This is a genomic window from Variovorax sp. 22077, assembly GCF_052044195.1.
Taxonomy (GTDB): Bacteria; Pseudomonadota; Gammaproteobacteria; order Burkholderiales; family Burkholderiaceae_C; genus Variovorax; species Variovorax atrisoli.
This window is the reverse complement of record NZ_JBQEQC010000008.1, coordinates 70362-88151: the sequence shown is the minus strand read 5'-3', so window position 1 is coordinate 88151 and position 17790 is coordinate 70362. Positions and strand designations below refer to the sequence as shown.

At 70.7% G+C, this 17790-nt stretch carries 11 protein-coding genes; all 11 read left to right on the top strand.

The window, feature by feature from the left end; genetic code table 11:
- Nucleotides 1-3: 3 nt before the first annotated feature.
- The 11 genes from ACTJLF_RS13750 (at nt 4) to ubiA (ending at nt 17786) form a co-directional block, all read left to right on the top strand.
- Entirely contained in the window at nt 4-1566 is a 1563-nt protein-coding gene (locus ACTJLF_RS13750) for a 5-oxoprolinase/urea amidolyase family protein (protein ID WP_440883324.1), read from the top strand.
- Between the two features lie 10 nt (nt 1567-1576).
- The gene (locus ACTJLF_RS13745) at nt 1577-3307 is read left to right on the top strand and encodes an ATP-binding protein (RefSeq protein ID WP_132754257.1); all 1731 of its coding nucleotides are present in this window, start codon (nt 1577-1579) and stop codon (nt 3305-3307) included.
- A 10-nt stretch (nt 3308-3317) separates the two neighbouring features.
- Nucleotides 3318-4316, top strand: a complete 999-nt coding sequence (locus ACTJLF_RS13740) for a TRAP transporter substrate-binding protein (RefSeq protein ID WP_132754255.1) — start codon at nt 3318-3320, stop codon at nt 4314-4316.
- Nucleotides 4317-4352: 36 nt separating this feature from the next.
- Nucleotides 4353-4541 (top strand): hypothetical protein, encoded by a 189-nt coding sequence (locus ACTJLF_RS13735; protein WP_126183769.1) that lies wholly within the window; start codon nt 4353-4355, stop codon nt 4539-4541.
- A 69-nt stretch (nt 4542-4610) separates the two neighbouring features.
- On the top strand, nt 4611-12134 hold the full coding sequence (locus ACTJLF_RS13730) for an amino acid adenylation domain-containing protein (RefSeq protein ID WP_440883254.1): 7524 nt from the start codon (nt 4611-4613) through the stop codon (nt 12132-12134).
- A gap of 1 nt (nt 12135) precedes the next feature.
- Nucleotides 12136-13458 carry a glycosyltransferase gene (locus tag ACTJLF_RS13725; RefSeq protein ID WP_145759630.1) on the top strand — a complete coding sequence of 441 codons (1323 nt, stop codon included), beginning with the start codon at nt 12136-12138 and terminating at the stop codon, nt 13456-13458.
- 28 nt (nt 13459-13486) lie between these two features.
- Nucleotides 13487-13708 carry an MbtH family protein gene (locus ACTJLF_RS13720; protein WP_132754249.1) on the top strand — a complete coding sequence of 74 codons (222 nt, stop codon included), beginning with the start codon at nt 13487-13489 and terminating at the stop codon, nt 13706-13708.
- Nucleotides 13709-13877: 169 nt separating this feature from the next.
- On the top strand, nt 13878-15131 hold the full coding sequence (locus tag ACTJLF_RS13715) for an acyltransferase family protein (protein ID WP_132754247.1): 1254 nt from the start codon (nt 13878-13880) through the stop codon (nt 15129-15131).
- Nucleotides 15132-15205: 74 nt separating this feature from the next.
- Nucleotides 15206-16171 (top strand): LysR substrate-binding domain-containing protein, encoded by a 966-nt coding sequence (locus ACTJLF_RS13710; protein WP_019653961.1) that lies wholly within the window; start codon nt 15206-15208, stop codon nt 16169-16171.
- 150 nt (nt 16172-16321) lie between these two features.
- Nucleotides 16322-16897, top strand: a complete 576-nt coding sequence (locus ACTJLF_RS13705) for a Dps family protein (RefSeq protein ID WP_019653962.1) — start codon at nt 16322-16324, stop codon at nt 16895-16897.
- On the top strand, nt 16887-17786 hold the full coding sequence (gene ubiA, locus ACTJLF_RS13700; RefSeq protein ID WP_132754245.1) for a 4-hydroxybenzoate octaprenyltransferase: 900 nt from the start codon (nt 16887-16889) through the stop codon (nt 17784-17786). Before ACTJLF_RS13705 ends, ubiA begins: the two co-directional genes overlap by 11 nt.
- Nucleotides 17787-17790 lie beyond the last annotated feature (4 nt).

Below are 17790 nucleotides of genomic sequence, written 5' to 3'. Positions count from 1 at the left end.
ACGATGCGCTTCCTGCCGGTCAACCTGAATGCGGTGCTGGTCGAGCTCGAAGACCTGCCGCAGACCCTCGCGCTGCTGGCCTCGCTGCGCGCCGAGCCCATCGCGGGCATCGAGGAACTGGTGCCCGCGGCGCGCACGCTGCTCATCACCTTCAGGCCGGCGGCCATCGCAGCCGACGAGCTCGCGCGGCAGGTCGGCGCGCGCAGCCTCGACGCGAGCGAGGCGCGCAGCGAAAGGCGCATCGAGATTCCCGTGCGCTACGACGGCGAGGACCTGGCCGAGGTGGCCGGCCTGCTCGGCATCACGCCCGAAGAAGTCGTGCGCCGCCACACCGGCAGCGACTACACCGTCGCCTTCACCGGCTTCGCGCCGGGCTTCGCGTACCTCTCGGGCGGCGATCCGAGCCTGAACGTGCCGCGCCGCAAGGTGCCGCGCACGCGCATTCCCGCCGGCGCCGTCGGGCTCGCGGGCAGCTTCAGCGGCGTCTATCCGCAGGCCAGCCCGGGCGGCTGGCAGATCCTCGGCATCACCGACGCGCCGATGTGGGACCTCTCGCGCGAAACGCCCGCGTTGCTGCAGCCGGGCGATGCGGTGCGCTTCGTCGACGTGACCGGCCAGCCTCGCACGGAGGTGGAAGCCGCCGCCGCACCGGCGCAACCGACCGTATCGAAGAGCGGCTGCGCCTTCGAGATCCGCGCTGCGGGCCTGCAGGCGCTGCTTCAGGATGGCGGCCGCCACGGCCAGGCGAAGCAGGGCGTGTCGGCTTCCGGCGCGATGGACCGGCGTTCGCTGCAGGCGGCCAACAGGCTCGTCGGCAATGCCTCCGACACCGTATGCATCGAGGTCGCCTATGGCGGCTTCCAGCTCGCCTGCCGTGGCGATGCGGTGGTTGCCGTCACCGGCGCCGAAGGTCCGGTGACGCTGACCCGCGCCGACGGCGCCCAGTGGCCGCTGCCGCGCTACCAGCCCGTCGCGCTGGCCGAAGGCGACGTGCTCGCGCTCGGCGAGCCGACGGCCGGCATCCGCAGCTACATCGCGGTGCGCGGCGGCTTCGACATCGCGCCCGTGCTCGGCAGCCTCTCGAGCGACACGCTCGCGCGCGTCGGCCCCGCCGCCATCGCCGTGGGCGACGTGCTGCCCGTGCGCGCGGTGTCCGCCGGTGCGCTGGTCGGCGAGCCGGAAGCTCCGCCCACGGACCTGCCCACCGTGCGGGAGGAAGTGGTGCTCGACATCGTGCTCGGCCCGCGCACCGACTGGTTCACGCCCGACGCGGTCGAGCTGCTGTGCGGCCAGGCATGGACCGTCACGCCGCAGTCGAACCGCGTCGGCATCCGCCTGGCCGGCGAAGAGGCGCTGGCGCGCGCCAACCACGCCGAACTGCCCAGCGAGGGCACCGCGCGCGGCTCGATCCAGGTGCCTGCGAGCGGCCAGCCCGTGCTGTTCCTGGCCGACCATCCGCTGACGGGCGGCTATCCCGTGATCGCCTCCGTCGCCACCCATCACCTCGACCGCGCCGGGCAGATCCCCGTGAACGCGCGCGTCCGATTCAGGCCCATGGCCCAGTGAAAGCCTCCCCATGAAGAAAGTACTGATCGCCAACCGGGGCGAAATCGCCGTGCGCATCGCGCGCGCCTGTGCCGACCACGGCGTGAAATCCGTCGCCGTGTATGCCGACGCCGACCTGAATGCGCTGCATGCGCGCATGGCCGACGAGGCCTACGGACTCGACGGCAACAAGCCCGCCGACACCTACCTCAACATCGCCAAGCTGCTCGACGTGGCCGCGCGCAGCGGCGCCGACGCGGTGCATCCGGGCTACGGCTTCCTGTCGGAAAGCGCGGCCTTCGCGCAGGCCGTCATCGATGCCGGCCTCACCTGGATCGGCCCGCCGCCGGCCGCCATCGCGATGCTGGGCGACAAGGTGCAGGCACGCAAGCTCGCGATGAAGGTCGGTGCGCCGCTGGTCGCGGGCACGGCCGATCCGGTGAAGGACGCGGGCGAGGTGCTCGCCTTCGCCGAGAAGCACGGGCTGCCGGTCGCGATCAAGGCGGCCTTTGGCGGCGGCGGGCGCGGCATCAAGGTGGCGTGGCGGCTCGACGAGGTCGAGGGGCTCTACGAATCGGCGGTGCGCGAAGCGGTGACCGCCTTCGGTCGCGGCGAGTGCTATGTCGAGCAGTTCCTCGACCGCCCCCGCCACGTCGAGGCGCAGGTGCTGGCCGACACGCACGGCAACGTGCTGGTGCTCGGCACGCGCGACTGCTCGCTGCAGCGGCGCAACCAGAAGCTGGTGGAAGAAGCGCCCGCGCCCTTCCTGAGCGACGCGCAGCGCGAGCGCATCCACCAGGCCGCGCGCGACATCTGCGCGGAGGCCGGCTACACCGGCGCGGGCACGGTCGAGTTCATGCTGAGCGCGAGCGGCGCGATCTCCTTTCTCGAAGTGAACACGCGTCTGCAGGTCGAGCATCCGGTGACGGAGGAAACCACCGGCATCGACCTCGTGATCGAGCAGTTGCGCATCGCCGAAGGCCTGCCGCTGCAGATCAGGCAGACGCCTGCGCCGCGCAGCCATGCCTTCGAGTTCCGCATCAACGCCGAGGACGTGGGCCGCGGCTTCCTGCCTTCGCCAGGGCCGGTGAAGGTGTTCGACGCGCCCTCGGGTCCGGGCGTGCGCGTCGATGCCGGCGTGGAGTCGGGCTCGCAGGTGCCGGGCACCTTCGACTCGCTGATGGCCAAGCTCATCGTCACCGGTGCCACGCGCGAGCAGGCCATCGCGCGAGCGCGCCGTGCACTCAAGGAGTTCCGCATCGAGGGCCTGCCGACGGTGCTGCCCTTCCATCGCGCGGTGATGGCGCATCCGGACTTCGTCTCGGGCGACGCCTTCAAGGTGCACACGCGCTGGATCGAGACCGACTTCGCCAACGGCGAGGCGCCGGCCCTGCGCCCCGATCCGCTGCCCGATGCCGCGCTGCTGCGCACGGCGATCGAGGTCGACGGGCGGCGCATGGCCGTGGGCCTGCCGGCGGTGCTGCTGAGCGGCCTCTCGTCGGCAGCCGGAGGTGCCGTGGCGGCTCCCGCGTCGCAGGCGCCCGCGGCGGATGCAGCCGCGGTGGCCGCGCCCGTCTCGGGCACGGTGCAGGCATGGAAGGTGGCCGACGGCGACGAGGTCGCCGAGGGCGCCGTCATCGCGGTGATGGAGGCGATGAAGATGGAGATGCAGGTGCTTGCGCATCGCGCAGGGCGCATCGCCATCTCGGTGGCCGCAGGCGGCTATGTGGCGGTCGGCGCCGCCATCGCGGCCATCGCCTGAAGGCCGCGGCATGACCAGCGGCAGCATCACGCGGCGCGGCTTCGCATGGCTCGCGTGCGGGGCCGGCGTTCTCCCGCCGGCCGCGTGGTCGGCGCAGGCCGTCGTGTGGCGGCTGGCCACCGGCTATCCGGCGGAGAACTTCCACACCGCCAACCTCCTGGCGATGGCGAAGGAGGTCGAGGCCGCGACCGGCGGGCAGCTTCGCATCGAGGTCCATCCGGGCAACACGCTGTTCGCGCTCAACGCGATCCGTGCCGCCGTGCAGGAGGGCAAGGTCGAGGCCGGCGAAGCCATCATGAGCAGCCTCGCCGCCGACGTGCCGCTGGCGGGCGCCGATTCCGTTCCCTTCATCACGCGCAGCTATGCCGATGCGCAATTGCTGTGGCGCATCCAGCGTCCGCTGATCGAGCAGGACTTCGCGCAGCGCGGCATGCGCGTGCTCTATGCGGTGGCATGGCCGCCGCAGGGCCTCTTCTCGACGCGGCCACTCGGCGGCGTGGGCGATCTGCGCGGCATGCGCATGCGCGCCTACAACGACACCACGGCGCGCATCGCGACGCTGATGGGCGCGGTGCCCGTCGACGTTCCGGCCACCGGGCTCGGCAAGGCGCTGGCCGAAGGCCGAATCGACTGCATGCTGACCTCCGCCGTGACCGGCGTGGAGAACCAGGCGTGGCAGTCGATGCGCCACTTCTATGAGATCAACGCGTGGTTCCCCAAGAACCTTGTGTTCGTCAACGCCAGGGCGTGGGACGGGCTCGACCCGTCGTCGCGCAGTTCGCTGGCCGCCGCGTGCGCGGTCGCCGAGACGCGCGGATGGGCTCGCAGCGCAGAGGCCGCGGCCCGCTCGACGGACGAGCTGCGGCGCAATGGCATGAAGATCGAGCCGGTGCCCTTCCTGCTCGGGCGCGACCTGCAGCGCCTCGGCGAGAACTTTTCGCTGAACTGGGTCAAGCAGGTGGGCACGGCCGCCAACGGCATCTTCATTCCGTATTTCGAGAAGCGCTGAAGACCGCGGGCGGAGGGAAAACCCTACGCCCAGGAGATGAAGTTGCTGCGTTGCAACATTCCATTTCCCGCGCTTGCGCTTGCGGTTACGACGAAAGCCATCGGATTTTTCGGCCGCGAATCGGGTGACCACTTCCCGATGAAATCTTTCTCTCTCACTCACCCACGTGAAATATTTTCAGCGGCCAGGCTGTCGCTGAAATTGTTGAAACAGCTTGTACATTGATTCGGAGTTTGCGAGTGTTTCCCGAGGGAAACACTCGATGCCGATTCAATTCAAGACGTGGAGAAGTTCATGAGCACGGTCGATCCCCTGGGTGCCGCACCGGTCCTCACAACGGGCCAGATGGCGATGTGGCTCGGCGCGAAGTTCGCCTCGCCCGACACCAACTTCAACCTCGCCGAAGCCATCGAGATCGAGGGCTGGATCGATCCCGACGTCTTCATGGCCGCGATGCGGCAGATCACCGAGGAGGCCGAGGCCACGCGCCTGAGCTTCGTCGACACGGCCCAGGGCCCGCGGCAGGTGGTGGCGCCCGCCTTCACGGGCGAGATGCCCTTCCTGGACTTCAGCGGCGAGCCCGATCCTTCCGCTGCCGCACGCGCCTGGATGCAGGCCGACTTCACGCGCAAGGACGACCTCGCGCGCGACCAGCTCTGGATGTCGGCGCTGATCCGCCTCGCGGACGACCGCCACCTCTGGTACCACCGCAGCCATCACATCGTGCTCGACGGCTTCGGCGGCGGGCTCATCGCGCGACGCTTCGCCGACGTCTACAGCGCCCGCATCGCCGGCACGGAAGTGCCCGAGGCATCGCGCCTCGCGTCCATTTCTCAATTGATGGAGGAAGACAGGGCCTATCGCGAATCGGGGCGCTTCCCGCGCGACCGGCAGTACTGGACCGAGCGCTTCGCCGATGCACCCGACCCGCTGAGCCTGGCCTCGCAGCGCTCGGTGAACGTGGGCGGCCTGCTGCGCCAGACCGCGTACCTGCCGGCCGAAAGCGTGCGGGCGCTGGCCGGCATCGCGCAGCAGCTGGGCGCCACGCTGCCGCAGATCCTCATCGCCACCACCGCCGCCTACCTCTACCGCGCCACCGGCGTCGAGGACATGGTGATCGGCATCCCCGTCACCGCGCGCCACAACGACCGCATGCGACGCGTGCCCGCGATGGTGGCCAATGCGCTGCCGCTGCGCCTCGCGATGCGCCCCGACCTGCCGGTGACCGAGCTGATCGCGGAGGTGGGGCGGCAGATGCGGCAGGTGCTGCGGCACCAGTCGTACCGCTACGAGCACCTGCGCAGCGACCTCAACATGCTGGTGAACAACCGGCAGCTCTTCACCACCGTGGTCAACGTCGAGCCCTTCGACTACGACTTCCGCTTCGCCGGCCACGCCGCATGGCCGCGCAACCTGTCCAACGGCACGGCCGAGGACCTGGGCATCTTCCTGTACGAACGCGGCAACGGGCAGGACCTGCAGATCGACTTCGACGCCAACCCCGCGATCCACACCGCGCAGTCGCTGGCCGACCACCAGCGCCGGCTGCTGGCCTTCATGACCGCGGTGATCCGCCAGCCCGCGCAGGCCGTCGGCCACGTCGACCTGCTCGATGCCGCCGAGCGCGAGCGGCTGCTGGTGAGCTGGAACGACACGGCGCAAGCGGTGCCCGATACGAACCTCGTCGCGCTCATCGAGGCACAGCTTGCCGCCAATCCGGACGGCGTTGCGCTGCGCTTCGAGGGCGAGGCGATGAGCAACCGGGAGCTCGAGCGCCGCGCCAATCGCCTTGCACAGTTGCTGCGCGCGCATGGCGCGGGCCCGGAGCGCACCGTGGCGCTGGCCATTCCGCGCTCCTTCGAGCTGATGGTGGCGCTGCTCGCCACGCTGAAGACCGGCGCCGCCTACCTGCCGGTGGACCCCGACTTTCCGCAGGACCGCATCGCCTTCATGCTTGGCGACGCGCGGCCCGCCTGCCTCGTCACCATCGCCGCGCTCGCGGAGTCGCTGCCGGCAGATGTGCCGAAGCTTCTGCTCGATGTAGCGCAAACGTTTGCTGCATTGGCGAATAGCGACGATGCGGCGCCCGCCGTGGCCATCGACCCCGCGCATCCGGCCTACGTGATCTACACCTCGGGCTCCACCGGCAAGCCCAAGGGCGCGGTGGTGTCGCACCGCGCCATCGTCAATCGCCTGCAGTGGATGCAGGACCGCTACCGCCTGAAGGCCGACGACCGCGTGCTGCAGAAGACGCCGTCGAGCTTCGACGTGTCGGTGTGGGAATTCTTCTGGCCGCTGATCGACGGCGCCACGCTGGTGCTCGCGAAGCCCGGCGGCCACAAGGACGCGGCCTACCTCGCGGGCCTGATCGCCGCCGAGGGCATCACCACCGCGCACTTCGTGCCGTCGATGCTGGAAGTGTTCCTGCTCGAGCCGAAGGCGCGCGAGTGCGCCTCGCTGCGGCGCGTGATCTGCAGCGGCGAGGCGCTGTCGCCCGCGCTGGTGGCGCAGTTCCAGCAACAGCTTCCTTGCGAGCTGCACAACCTCTACGGGCCGACCGAGGCCGCGGTCGACGTCACCTCGTGGGAATGCCCGCGCGATGCCGGCGAGGCGCAGTCTCCGAAGGGCAGCGTGCCCATCGGCCGGCCGATCTGGAACACGCAGATGCACGTGCTCGACAGCGGCCTGCAGCCCGTGCCGCCCGGTACCGCCGGCGAGCTCTACATCGCGGGTGTCGGCCTGGCGCGCGGCTATCTCGAGCGCCCGCTGCTGAGCGCCGAGCGCTTCGTGGCCAACCCCCACGGCCAGCCCGGCAGCCGCATGTACCGCACCGGCGACCTCGCGCGCTGGCGCGAGGACGGCAGCCTCGACTTCCTGGGCCGCGCCGACCAGCAGGTGAAGATCCGCGGCCTGCGTATCGAGCCCGGCGAGATCGAATCGGCGCTGCTGCGGCATCCGCAGGTCGCGCAGTCGGCGGTGGTCGCACGCGAGGACGTGCCGGGCGAGAAGCGCCTCGTGGCCTACGTGGTTGCCGCCGAGGGAGCCGATCCGCAGGCGGCCGATCTGCGCACCCACCTTGCGCAGTCGCTGCCCGAGTACATGGTGCCTTCGGCCTTCGTCAACGTGCCGGCGCTTCCGCTGGGCCCCAGCGGCAAGCTCGACCGCCGCGCGCTGCCCGCGCCCGAGCTGCAGGCGGCCACGCCCTACGTGGCGCCGCGCACGCACACCGAGAAGATCCTCGCGCGCCTCTGGGCCGAGACGCTGCACCTGCCGCGCGTGGGCATCGAGGACAACTTCTTCGAGCTCGGCGGGCACTCGCTGATGATCGTGCAGCTGATCTCGATGATCCGGCAGCAGTTCATGATCGACCTGCCGCTGGACACGCTGTTCCAGGTCTCCACCATCGCCGGCCTCGCCGAGCTGCTCGACCAGGCATCGCAGGCGCGCCCGAGCCTCGTGCCGATGCCGCGGCCGGCGCGCATCCCGCTGTCGTTCGCGCAGCGCCGCCTGTGGCTGATGAACCAGCTGGAGAACGCCAACCCCGCCTACAACATGCCGCTGGCGCTGCGCCTGTCGGGCACGCTCGACCGCGCCGCTCTGCAGTCGGCGCTCGACGACCTGGTGCAGCGCCACGAGAGCCTGCGCACCATCTACCCGAGCGAGGACGGGCTGCCCCACCAGCACATCCTCCAGGGCGAGCAGGCCCGCGCGCTGCTGGTCGAGGCCGACAGCAGCGAAGACGAGATCGCCGCGCAGCTGCATGCCGCCGCCCGCGTCGGCTTCGACCTCGGCACCACCGCGCCGCTGCGCCCGCAGCTCTTCAGGCTGGCCGACGACGAGCACGTGCTGCTGCTGCTCACGCACCACATCGTGGGCGACGGCGCCTCGCTGCTGCCGCTGGCGCGCGACCTCAGCGTGGCCTACGCCGCGCGCAGCGAAGGCAATGCGCCTGGCTGGGCGCCGCTGCCGCTGCAGTACGCCGACTACGCGCTGTGGCAGCAGGAGCTGCTGGGCAGCGAGGACGACCCCGAGAGCATGGCCGGCCGCCAGCGCGAGTTCTGGCGCGAGACCCTGCGCGACCTGCCCGACCGGCTGAGCCTGCCGGTCGACCGCCCGCATCCGGCCGTGCCGAGCTACCGTGGCGACGTGGTGCCGCTGCTGATTCCGCCGCAGGTGCACGAGCGCATGCTGCAGCTCGCGCGCGATGGGCAGGCCAGCGTCTTCATGGTGCTGCAGGCCGCGCTCGCGGGACTGCTCAACCGGCTGGGTGCAGGAGACGACATCGTCATCGGAACACCGGTGGCAGGCCGCAGCGACCACGCGCTGGACGAGCTCATCGGCTGCTTCGTCAATGCGCTGGTGCTGCGCACCGACCTCGCGGGCCAGCCGAGCCTGCGCGAGCTGGTCGCGCGGGTGCGCGCCACCAACCTCGCGGCCTATGCGAACCAGGAGTTCCCGTACGACCGCATCGTGGAGCTGCTGCGTCCACAGCGCGGCGGGGCGAACCTGCCGCTGTTCCAGGTGATGCTGGGCTTCCAGAGCGGCAGCAACCGGCTTTCATTCGGACTGCCGGGCCTGTCGATCACGCCGCAGCCGGTGGAGGTGGACACGGCCAAGTTCGACCTGTCCTTCATCCTCGACGAGCAGCGCGGCGCTGACGGGCTGCCCGGCGGCATCGCGGGCGGCATCCAGTACAGCACCGACATCTTCGACCGCGCGACCGTCGAGGCCATCGGCGAGCGGCTGGTGCGCCTGCTGGAGCAGGCCTGCGACGCGCCCGATGCGGCGCTGAACGGCCTGGACATCCTCGGCGAGGAAGAGCGCCGTCGGCTGCTGGCCGACTGGAGCGGCAGGAGCACCGGCACGCGCGACGACATCGCGCCGCTCTCGTTCGCAGCCATGGTCGAGGCGCATGCCGCCGCGCGCCCGCATGCGGCGGCCGTGGTGCTCGACGACGCTTCCGTCGTGAGCTACGCATCGCTCGACCTGCGCGCCAACAGGCTCGCTCATCTGCTGCGCGGGCGGGGCGTCGGCACGGGCGACATCGTCGCCACGGTGCTGCCGCGTTCGCTCGACCTCGTGGTGGCGCACCTGGCGATCGTGAAGGCCGGTGCCGCCTACCTGCCCATCGATCCGAACCACATGGCCGGCCGAAGCGCCTTCGTGTTCGAGGAGGCCGCGCCCGCCGCGGTGCTGACGCACGCGTCGCTGCTGCCGGAGCTGGCCGGCATTCCGCACTGCCTCGCGCTCGACGGCGACGAGACCGTCGCCGCGCTGGCGATCCAGCAGGACGGACCCGTGGCGCAGACGCGCGCGGCCGATCCGCGCGACGCCGCCTACGTGATCTACACATCGGGCTCCACCGGCAAGCCCAAGGGCGTGGTGGTGCCGCACCAGGGCCTGGCAAGCCTCGGCGCCTCGATGGCGCAGCGCTTCGCCATCGACCACGGCTCGCGCGTGCTGCAGTTCTCCTCCAGCGGCTTCGACGCCTCGGTGATGGACATGCTGATGGCCTTCCATGCCGGCGCCGCGCTGGTGGTGCCTTCGGCTCAGCAGGTGCTGGGCGCCGAGCTGGGCGCGCTGATCGAGAGGCTGGCCGTGAGCCACGCGTTGATTCCTCCGGCCGCGCTCGCAACGCTGCCCGAGGGCGCGTACCCATGCCTGCAGACGGTGGTGGTCGGCGGCGATGCCTGCTCCGCCGAGCTGGCCGCGCGCTGGTCCAGGGGCCGCCGCATGATCAATGCCTACGGCCCGACCGAGATCACCATCTGTGCGAGCACCAGCGCGCCGATGAACGGCCACGAGCCGCCCAGCATCGGCACGCCGGTGTGGAACACGCGCGTGTACGTGCTCGACGACGCGCTGCAGCCGGTGCCGCCCGGCGTGGCGGGCGAGCTCTACATCGCGGGCAGCGGCGTCGCGCGCGGCTACCTGAACCGCGCGCTGCCGAGCGCCGAGCGCTTCGTCGCAGATCCCTTCGGCGAGCCCGGCAGCCGCATGTACCGCAGCGGCGATCTCGTGCGCTGGCGCAACGACGGCAGCCTCGACTTCATGGGGCGCGCCGACCAGCAGGTGAAGATCCGCGGCTACCGCATCGAGCCCGGCGAGATCGAATCGGTGCTGCTGCGCCATCCGCAGGTGACGCAGGCGGCCGTCATCGCGCGCGAGGACGTGCCGGGCGAGAAGCGCCTGGTGGCCTACGTGGTGGCGTCGTCCGATCCGCAGCCGGCGGAACTGCGCGCCCACATGGCGCAGTCGCTGCCCGACTACATGGTGCCCTCGGCCTTCGTGCACCTGCCTTTCCTGCCGCTGACGCAAAGCGGCAAGCTCGACCGCAGGGCGCTGCCCCTGCCGGGACAGCAGGCCGCATCGGCTTACACCGAGCCGCGCACCGCCACCGAAAGTCAGCTCGCCGCGCTGTGGGCCGAGACGCTGCACCTGGAGCGCGTGGGCATTCACGACAACTTCTTCGAGCTCGGCGGCCATTCGCTGATGGCCATCCAGCTCGGCATGCGCATCCGCCAGCAGGTGCGCGCGGACTTCCCGCATGCCGAGGTCTACAACCGCCCGACCGTCGCGGCGCTGGCCGCATGGCTGGACGACAACACGGCCGGCGCCGAGGCCCTGGACCTGTCGCGCGAACTCGACCTGCCCGCGCACATCCGCAGGCAGGACACCGCGCCGCCACTGGCCGCCAGGCGCGTGTTCCTCACCGGCGCCAGCGGCTTCGTCGGCAGCCACCTGCTGGCGGCGTTGCTGCGCGACACCACCGCTCGCGTGGTCTGCCACGTGCGTGCCGCCGACGAGGAAGCCGGCAGGCGCCGCCTGCAGCTCACGCTGGCGCAGCGGCAGCTGGGCGCGATCTGGGACGACGCGCGCATCGAAGTGGTGACCGGCGACCTCGGCAAGCCGAACCTGGGTCTGGACGACCGCGCGGTGCGGCTGGTGCGCGAGGACTGCGACGCCATCTACCACTGCGCGGCGCAGGTGGACTTCCTGCATCCCTATGCGAGCCTGAAGCCGGCCAACGTCGACAGCGTGGTCACGCTGCTCGAGTGGACCGCGCAGGGCCGGCCGAAGAGCATGCATTACGTCTCCACGCTGGCGGTGATCGACCAGAACAACGGCAGGGAAGGCGCCACCGTCACCGAGCAGTCGGCGCTGGCATCTTGGCGCGGGCTGGTCGACGGCTACAGCCAGAGCAAGTGGGTGGGCGACGCGCTGGCGCGCGAGGCGCAATCGCGCGGCATGCCGGTGGCGATCTACCGCCTGGGCGCGGTCACCGGCGACCACACGCACGCGATCTGCAACGCCGACGACCTGATCTGGCGCGTGGCGCATCTCTATGCCGACCTCGAAGCCATTCCCGACATGGACCTGCCGCTGAACCTCACGCCGGTGGACGACGTGGCGCGCGCCATCCTCGGCCTTGCGGCGCTGCAGTCGTCGTGGGGCCAGGTGTTCCACCTGACGAGCCAGGAGGCGCTGCGGGTGCGCGACATTCCGGCCGTGTTCGAGCGACTCGGCATGCGGCTCGAACCCGTCGGGCTCGAACCGTGGCTGCAGCGTGCCCACGCGCGGCTCGCGGTGGGGCAGGACCGCGACCTCGCGGCCGTGCTGGCGATCCTCGACCGCTACGACACCTCGGCCACGCCGCCGAAGGTGAGCGGGGAAGCCACGCATGCGCAGCTGCAGGCCATCGGCGCCGCGATCCGCCCGGTGGACCGCGACCTGCTGCAGCGCTACTTCGTCGACCTGGGCATCGACACCAAGTCGCGCAGCGCGGCTGTCGAGACCCGCGCATCGCAGGTGGCCTGAGATGGCGCGCTACCTCATCGCCGCGACCGCGCTGCCCGGGCACGTGCTGCCGATGCTGGCCATCGCGCAGCACCTGGTGGGCCTGGGGCACGAGGTGCGCGTGCACACGGCCAGCCGCTTCCGCGCGCAGGCCGAGGCCACCGGCGCGGGCTTCACGCCCTTCGACGCCTCCATCGACTTCGACCACCACGAACTCGACCGGCGCTTTCCGCAGCGCCAGCGGCTGCCTTCGGCGCATGCACAGATGTGCTTCGGGCTGAAGCATTTCTTCGCCGACGCCATGGCCGCGCAGCGGGCCGGCCTGGAGGCGATCCTGCGCGACTTCGCAGCCGACGCGATCGTGGTCGACACCATGTTCTGCGGCACCTTCCCCCTGCTGCTGGGGCCGCGCGAGCAGCGGCCTGCGGTGGCGGCCATCGGCATCTCGGCGCTGCCGCTGTCGAGCTGCGACACCGCCTTCTTCGGCACCGCGCTGCCGCCGTCGTCCACGCCGGAAGGGCGGGTTCGCAACCGGGCGATGAACGCCAACCTCAGGCAGGCGATGTTCGGCGAGGTGCAGCGCTACTTCGACGCGCTGCTGACCTGCGCGGGCCTGCCGGCGCTGCCCGAGTTCTTCATCGACGCGATGGTCAAGCTGCCGGACGTCTACCTGCAGCTCACCTCCGAATCCTTCGAGTACCCGCGCAGCGACCTGCCTGCCTCGGTGCGCTTCGTCGGCCCGCTGCTCGCGCCGGCCAGCCGCGACTTCGTGGAGCCCGACTGGTGGCATGAGCTGGACGACGGCCGCGCCGTGGTGCTGGTGACGCAGGGCACGCTGGCCAACCAGAACCCGGCGCAGCTGATCGGCCCGACCCTGCAGGCGCTGGCCGGTGCGGGCGACATCCAGGTCATCGCGACCACCGGCGGCCCGCAGCCCGAGGCGCTGAACATGGCGCTGCCCGCGAATGCGCGCGTGCTGCCCTTCCTGCCCTACGACCGCCTGCTGCCCAAGGTGCACGCGATGGTCACCAATGGCGGCTACGGCTCCGTCAACCATGCGCTGAGCCTCGGCGTGCCGCTGGTGGTGGCGGGCGCCACCGAGGAGAAGCCGGAGATCGCCGCACGCGTGGCCTGGTCGGGCGCCGGCATCAACCTGGGCAGCGGGCAGCCCACCGCGCGCCAGATCGGCGACGCGGTGCGCAGGCTGCTGAAGGAGCCCGCCTATCGCCAGCGTGCGGGCGCGCTGCGCGACGACTTCGCGCGCCACCACGCGCTCACCGAGATATCGGCCGCACTCGAGGCGCTGCGCGAGACCGCGGCGCCCGGCTGCCTGGCCATCGCCTGATCGAAGACCCCCTAAGGAAACAGAGAAGATGAGCAACCCGTTTGACGACACGAACGGCACCTTCCAGGTGCTGGTGAACGACGAAGGCCAGCACTCGCTGTGGCCCGCCTTCATCGACGTGCCCGCCGGCTGGAAGGTGGCGCTGCCCGCCACCGACCGCGCCACGTGCGGCGCCTACATCGAGGCGAACTGGACGGACATGCGCCCGCGCTCGCTCGCGGCCAGGGATCTCGACGCCGCCGGCGCATGAGGGTGTTCGCCCTGCATCGGCGCGGCGCAGCCTGGGCGCATGCGTCGCGCATGCGCTCGTCCGCCGCGGGTGAGGTGAGCGGCGTCGCGCCCGGCGGGCGCAAGGCGCGCGCCGGATCGGGCGAGGGACCGCAGGAAAAGCCGCCGCAGCGGATCAGGCCGCGCCGGGGATGAGCGTCTTCTCGACCTGGCCGTACTTCGCGCTCGTGCTGGTGGTGCTCGGCGCGATCGCGCTGCCGGCGTTCCGCGCGGCCGACGAGCAGCAGCCGCCGCAGCACGGCCCCCGCGACCATCGCACCGTCACGCTCGACGGGTTGCGCGGCTTTCTCGCGCTGAGCGTCTTCGTGCACCACCTGATGGTGACCCACGGCTACATCGCGCGCGGCGAGTGGACCTTTCCGCCCTCGGGCTTCCACACGCTGCTGGGACAGGCGGGCGTGGGCGTCTTCTTCATGATCACCGGCTTCCTGTTCTGGGGAAAGCTGCTCGACGCGAAGGGGCGGCCCGACTGGAGGAGCCTGTACGTCGGCCGGCTCTGGCGCATCGGGCCGACCTACCTGCTGGCGGTGGGGCTGATGTTCCTCGTCGTCGCATGGCGCACCGGCTTCGAGCCAAGGGAGCCGGCGTGGTCCGTGCTCGGCGCGATGCTGCAGTGGCTGGCCCTCGGCATCTGGCCGCTGCAGCCGGACATCAACGGCTACGCCGGCACCACGCTGATCCTTGCGGGCGTCACATGGACGGTCTTCGTCGAGTGGCTGTTCTACGGCGCGCTGCGGCCGATGGCGCCGCTCGCTCGCGGCGACCGCACGCCCCGCTTCGTGCTCGGCCTCATGCTGCTGCTGTGCCTGCCGCTGCTGGTCTTCGCGGCGCTGTCGCCGGGCGCCACGCCCTCGCGGCCGACGCTCGCGCTGGTGAGCGGTGCGCTGGCCTGGGTGCTGGCTTCGTTCCTCCTGGGCATGCTGTCGGCATGGCTGGTGCGGCGCGGGCCCAGGCTGCAGCTGCCGCAGCGGACGGCTTCGCTGCTCGCCGTGGCCTGCCTCGGTGGCGTGTTCGCCGGTTTCGGCCACATGGTCGGACCGGTGCAGGTACTGCTGCTGTGGGCGTTCTTCCACCTGGTGTGCACCGGCAGCACGCTCTTCGGCCTGCTGGCCACGCGCGCGGCCCGGCGCCTGAGCACGGTGAGCTACAGCATCTACCTGCTGCAGGGGCTGGTGCTGACCGTGGTGTTCGGGCCCGGGCCGGTGCGGGAGTTCGCGATGGCAGGGGCGATGCAGTACTGGCTGACGGGCACCGCCTGCGCGCTGCTGCTGGTGGCGGCCTCGGTGGCCAGCTACCGGCTGGTCGAGCAGCCGGGGATCGCGCGCGGCCGGCGCCTGCGATCGGGGACGCGCGCTGCGCTCGCGGCGCAGGCCGCGGGGCCCTGAATCGGGCGCGGCGCCAGCCGTGAAGACCCCAGGCCATCCTCATGACACACCCTTGCGCATAATTGACGCAAGCTATGACTCTCACCGAACTCAAATACATCGTCGCAGTGGCCCGCGAAAGGCACTTCGGCAAGGCGGCCGAGGCCTGCTACGTTTCGCAGCCGACACTTTCGGTCGCCATCAAGAAGCTCGAAGACGAGCTCGAGGTCAAGCTCTTCGAGCGCAGCGCCGGCGAAGTGACCGTGACGCCGCTGGGCGAGCAGATCGTCCAGCAGGCCCAGAGCGTGCTCGACCAGGCCGCCAGCATCAAGGAGATCGCCAAGCGCGGCAAGGACCCACTGGCCGGCCCGCTGAACCTGGGCGTGATCTACACCATCGGCCCGTACCTGCTGCCCGACCTCGTGCGCCAGGTGATCCAGCGCACGCCGCAGATGCCGCTGGTGCTGCAGGAGAACTTCACCGCCAAGCTGCTGGAGATGCTGCGCGCGGGCGAGATCGACTGCGCCATCATGGCCGAGCCCTTTCCCGACACCGGCCTCGCGATGGCGCCGCTGTACGACGAACCCTTCATGGCGGCGCTGCCGAGCAAGCACAAGTTCGCCGACCGCGAGTCCATCACGTCGGAAGAACTGCAGAGCGAGACCATGCTGCTGCTGGGCACCGGCCACTGCTTCCGCGACCACGTGCTGGAGGTGTGCCCGGAGTTCGCGCGCTTCTCGAGCAACGCCGAGGGCATCCGCAAGAGCTTCGAGGGCTCGTCGCTGGAGACCATCAAGCACATGGTCGCCTCGGGCATGGGCGTGACGCTGGTGCCGCGCCTGTCGGTGCCGGCCGATGCGATCAAGCCCAGGGTCAAGGGCCGCAAGGAGCCCGAGCAGATGGTGCGCTACCTGCCGGTGCGCGACGCGCAGGACCGCGACCCGCCCACGCGCCGCGTGGTGCTCGCATGGCGGCGCACCTTCACGCGCTACGAGGCCATCGCCGCGCTGCGCAACGCGATCTACGCGTGCGAGCTGCCGGGAGTGAAGCGCCTTTCGTAGACCGGCTTTCGAGAATTCGGCCTACGCCGCGGCTGTTTTGAATCGTTGATCGCTGAGATAGAGTGGCGCTGTTGCGAAGCCGCACGCCGGCTTCGAGAATCGAAGCCAACCTCCCTCCAAGAACTCGACTGAAGAAAAGGATCTCCCGCCATGGCCAAGGACTCTAAGAAACCGTCGCCCGCCTCTTCTGCCGGCAAGGTGCCCAAGAAGGGCGGCAAGCAGGTCGCGCAGGAGTCGGGCAGCCGCAATGCGCCCATCATCAACATCGGCATCGAGCGGCAGGACCGCGCCGCCATCGCCGAAGGCCTGAGCCGCGTGCTGGCCGACACCTACACGCTCTACCTCACCACGCACAACTTCCACTGGAACGTGACGGGCCCGCACTTCAACTCGCTGCACGCCATGTTCATGCAGCAGTACACCGAGCTGTGGGGCGCGACCGACGTGATCGCCGAGCGCATCCGTGCGCTGGGCCACTACGCGCCGGGCTCGTACGCCGAGTTCAGCAAGATCGCCACCGTGCCCGACGTGCCGCAGAACCCGCCCAAGGCGATGGAGATGGTGCGCATCCTGGTGAAGGGCCATGAGACCGTGTCGCGCATCGCGCGCGAATTCATTCCTGTCGCCGAGGAAGCCGGCGACGACCCGACGGCCGACATGCTGACCGCGCGCTGCACGGTGCACGACCAGACGGCCTGGATGCTGCGTTCCCTCCTTGAAGACTGATTCCGCTCCCCCCGTCATCGCGCCCGCGGCTCGCCGCGGGCGTTTTGCGTTGTATCTCGACCTGATCCGCTGGAACCGCCCGGCGGGCTGGCTGCTGCTGCTGTGGCCCACGCTGGGCGCGCTGTGGTTCGCGGCCGGCGGCTGGCCGGGCTGGCACCTGCTCGTCGTGTTCACGCTGGGCACGTTCCTCATGCGCAGCGCCGGCTGCTGCGTGAACGACGTGGCCGACCGCGACTTCGACCGCCATGTGAAGCGCACCGCGCAGCGGCCCGTGACCAGCGGCGAGCTGTCGGTCAAGGAAGCGCTGGGGCTGGGCGTGGTGCTGGCGCTGGTGTCCTTCGGGCTGGTGCTCACGACCAGCCGCACGACGGTGCTGTGGTCGTTCGCGGCGCTGGCCATCACGCTGGTGTATCCCTTCGCCAAGCGCTTCGTCTCGGTGCCGCAGGCGGTGCTGGGCATTGCCTTCAGCTTCGGCATTCCGATGGCGTTCGCGGCCGTGCAGTCGAGCGTGCCGCCCTTCGCCGCGGTGCTCCTCGCGGGCAACCTGTTCTGGGTGCTGGCCTACGACACCGAGTACGCGATGGTCGACCGCGACGACGACCTCAAGATCGGCATGAAGACCTCGGCCATCACCTTCGGCCGTCTCGACGTGGCGGCGGTGATGACGAGCTACGCGATCTTCCTCGCCGTCTGGACCTGGGCCGGGGCGAGCCGTTCGCTGGGCGTGCTCTTCTACGTCGGCATCGCGGCGGCCGTGGCGCAGGCGCTGTGGCACTGGCGCCTGATCCACGACCGCACGCGCGAAGGCTGCTTCAAGGCCTTCCGCCTGAACCACTGGCTGGGCTTCACCGTGTTCGCCGGCGTCGTGGCCGGCTACGCGCTGCGTTGAACTG

Coding starts and splice junctions, on each gene's coding strand:
- ACTJLF_RS13750 (WP_440883324.1), top strand. CDS start 4: ATGCGCTTCCTGCCGGTCAACCTGAATGCGGTGCTGGTCGAGCTCGAA.
- ACTJLF_RS13745 (WP_132754257.1), top strand. CDS start 1,577: ATGAAGAAAGTACTGATCGCCAACCGGGGCGAAATCGCCGTGCGCATC.
- ACTJLF_RS13740 (WP_132754255.1), top strand. CDS start 3,318: ATGACCAGCGGCAGCATCACGCGGCGCGGCTTCGCATGGCTCGCGTGC.
- ACTJLF_RS13735 (WP_126183769.1), top strand. CDS start 4,353: ATGAAGTTGCTGCGTTGCAACATTCCATTTCCCGCGCTTGCGCTTGCG.
- ACTJLF_RS13730 (WP_440883254.1), top strand. CDS start 4,611: ATGAGCACGGTCGATCCCCTGGGTGCCGCACCGGTCCTCACAACGGGC.
- ACTJLF_RS13725 (WP_145759630.1), top strand. CDS start 12,136: ATGGCGCGCTACCTCATCGCCGCGACCGCGCTGCCCGGGCACGTGCTG.
- ACTJLF_RS13720 (WP_132754249.1), top strand. CDS start 13,487: ATGAGCAACCCGTTTGACGACACGAACGGCACCTTCCAGGTGCTGGTG.
- ACTJLF_RS13715 (WP_132754247.1), top strand. CDS start 13,878: ATGAGCGTCTTCTCGACCTGGCCGTACTTCGCGCTCGTGCTGGTGGTG.
- ACTJLF_RS13710 (WP_019653961.1), top strand. CDS start 15,206: ATGACTCTCACCGAACTCAAATACATCGTCGCAGTGGCCCGCGAAAGG.
- ACTJLF_RS13705 (WP_019653962.1), top strand. CDS start 16,322: ATGGCCAAGGACTCTAAGAAACCGTCGCCCGCCTCTTCTGCCGGCAAG.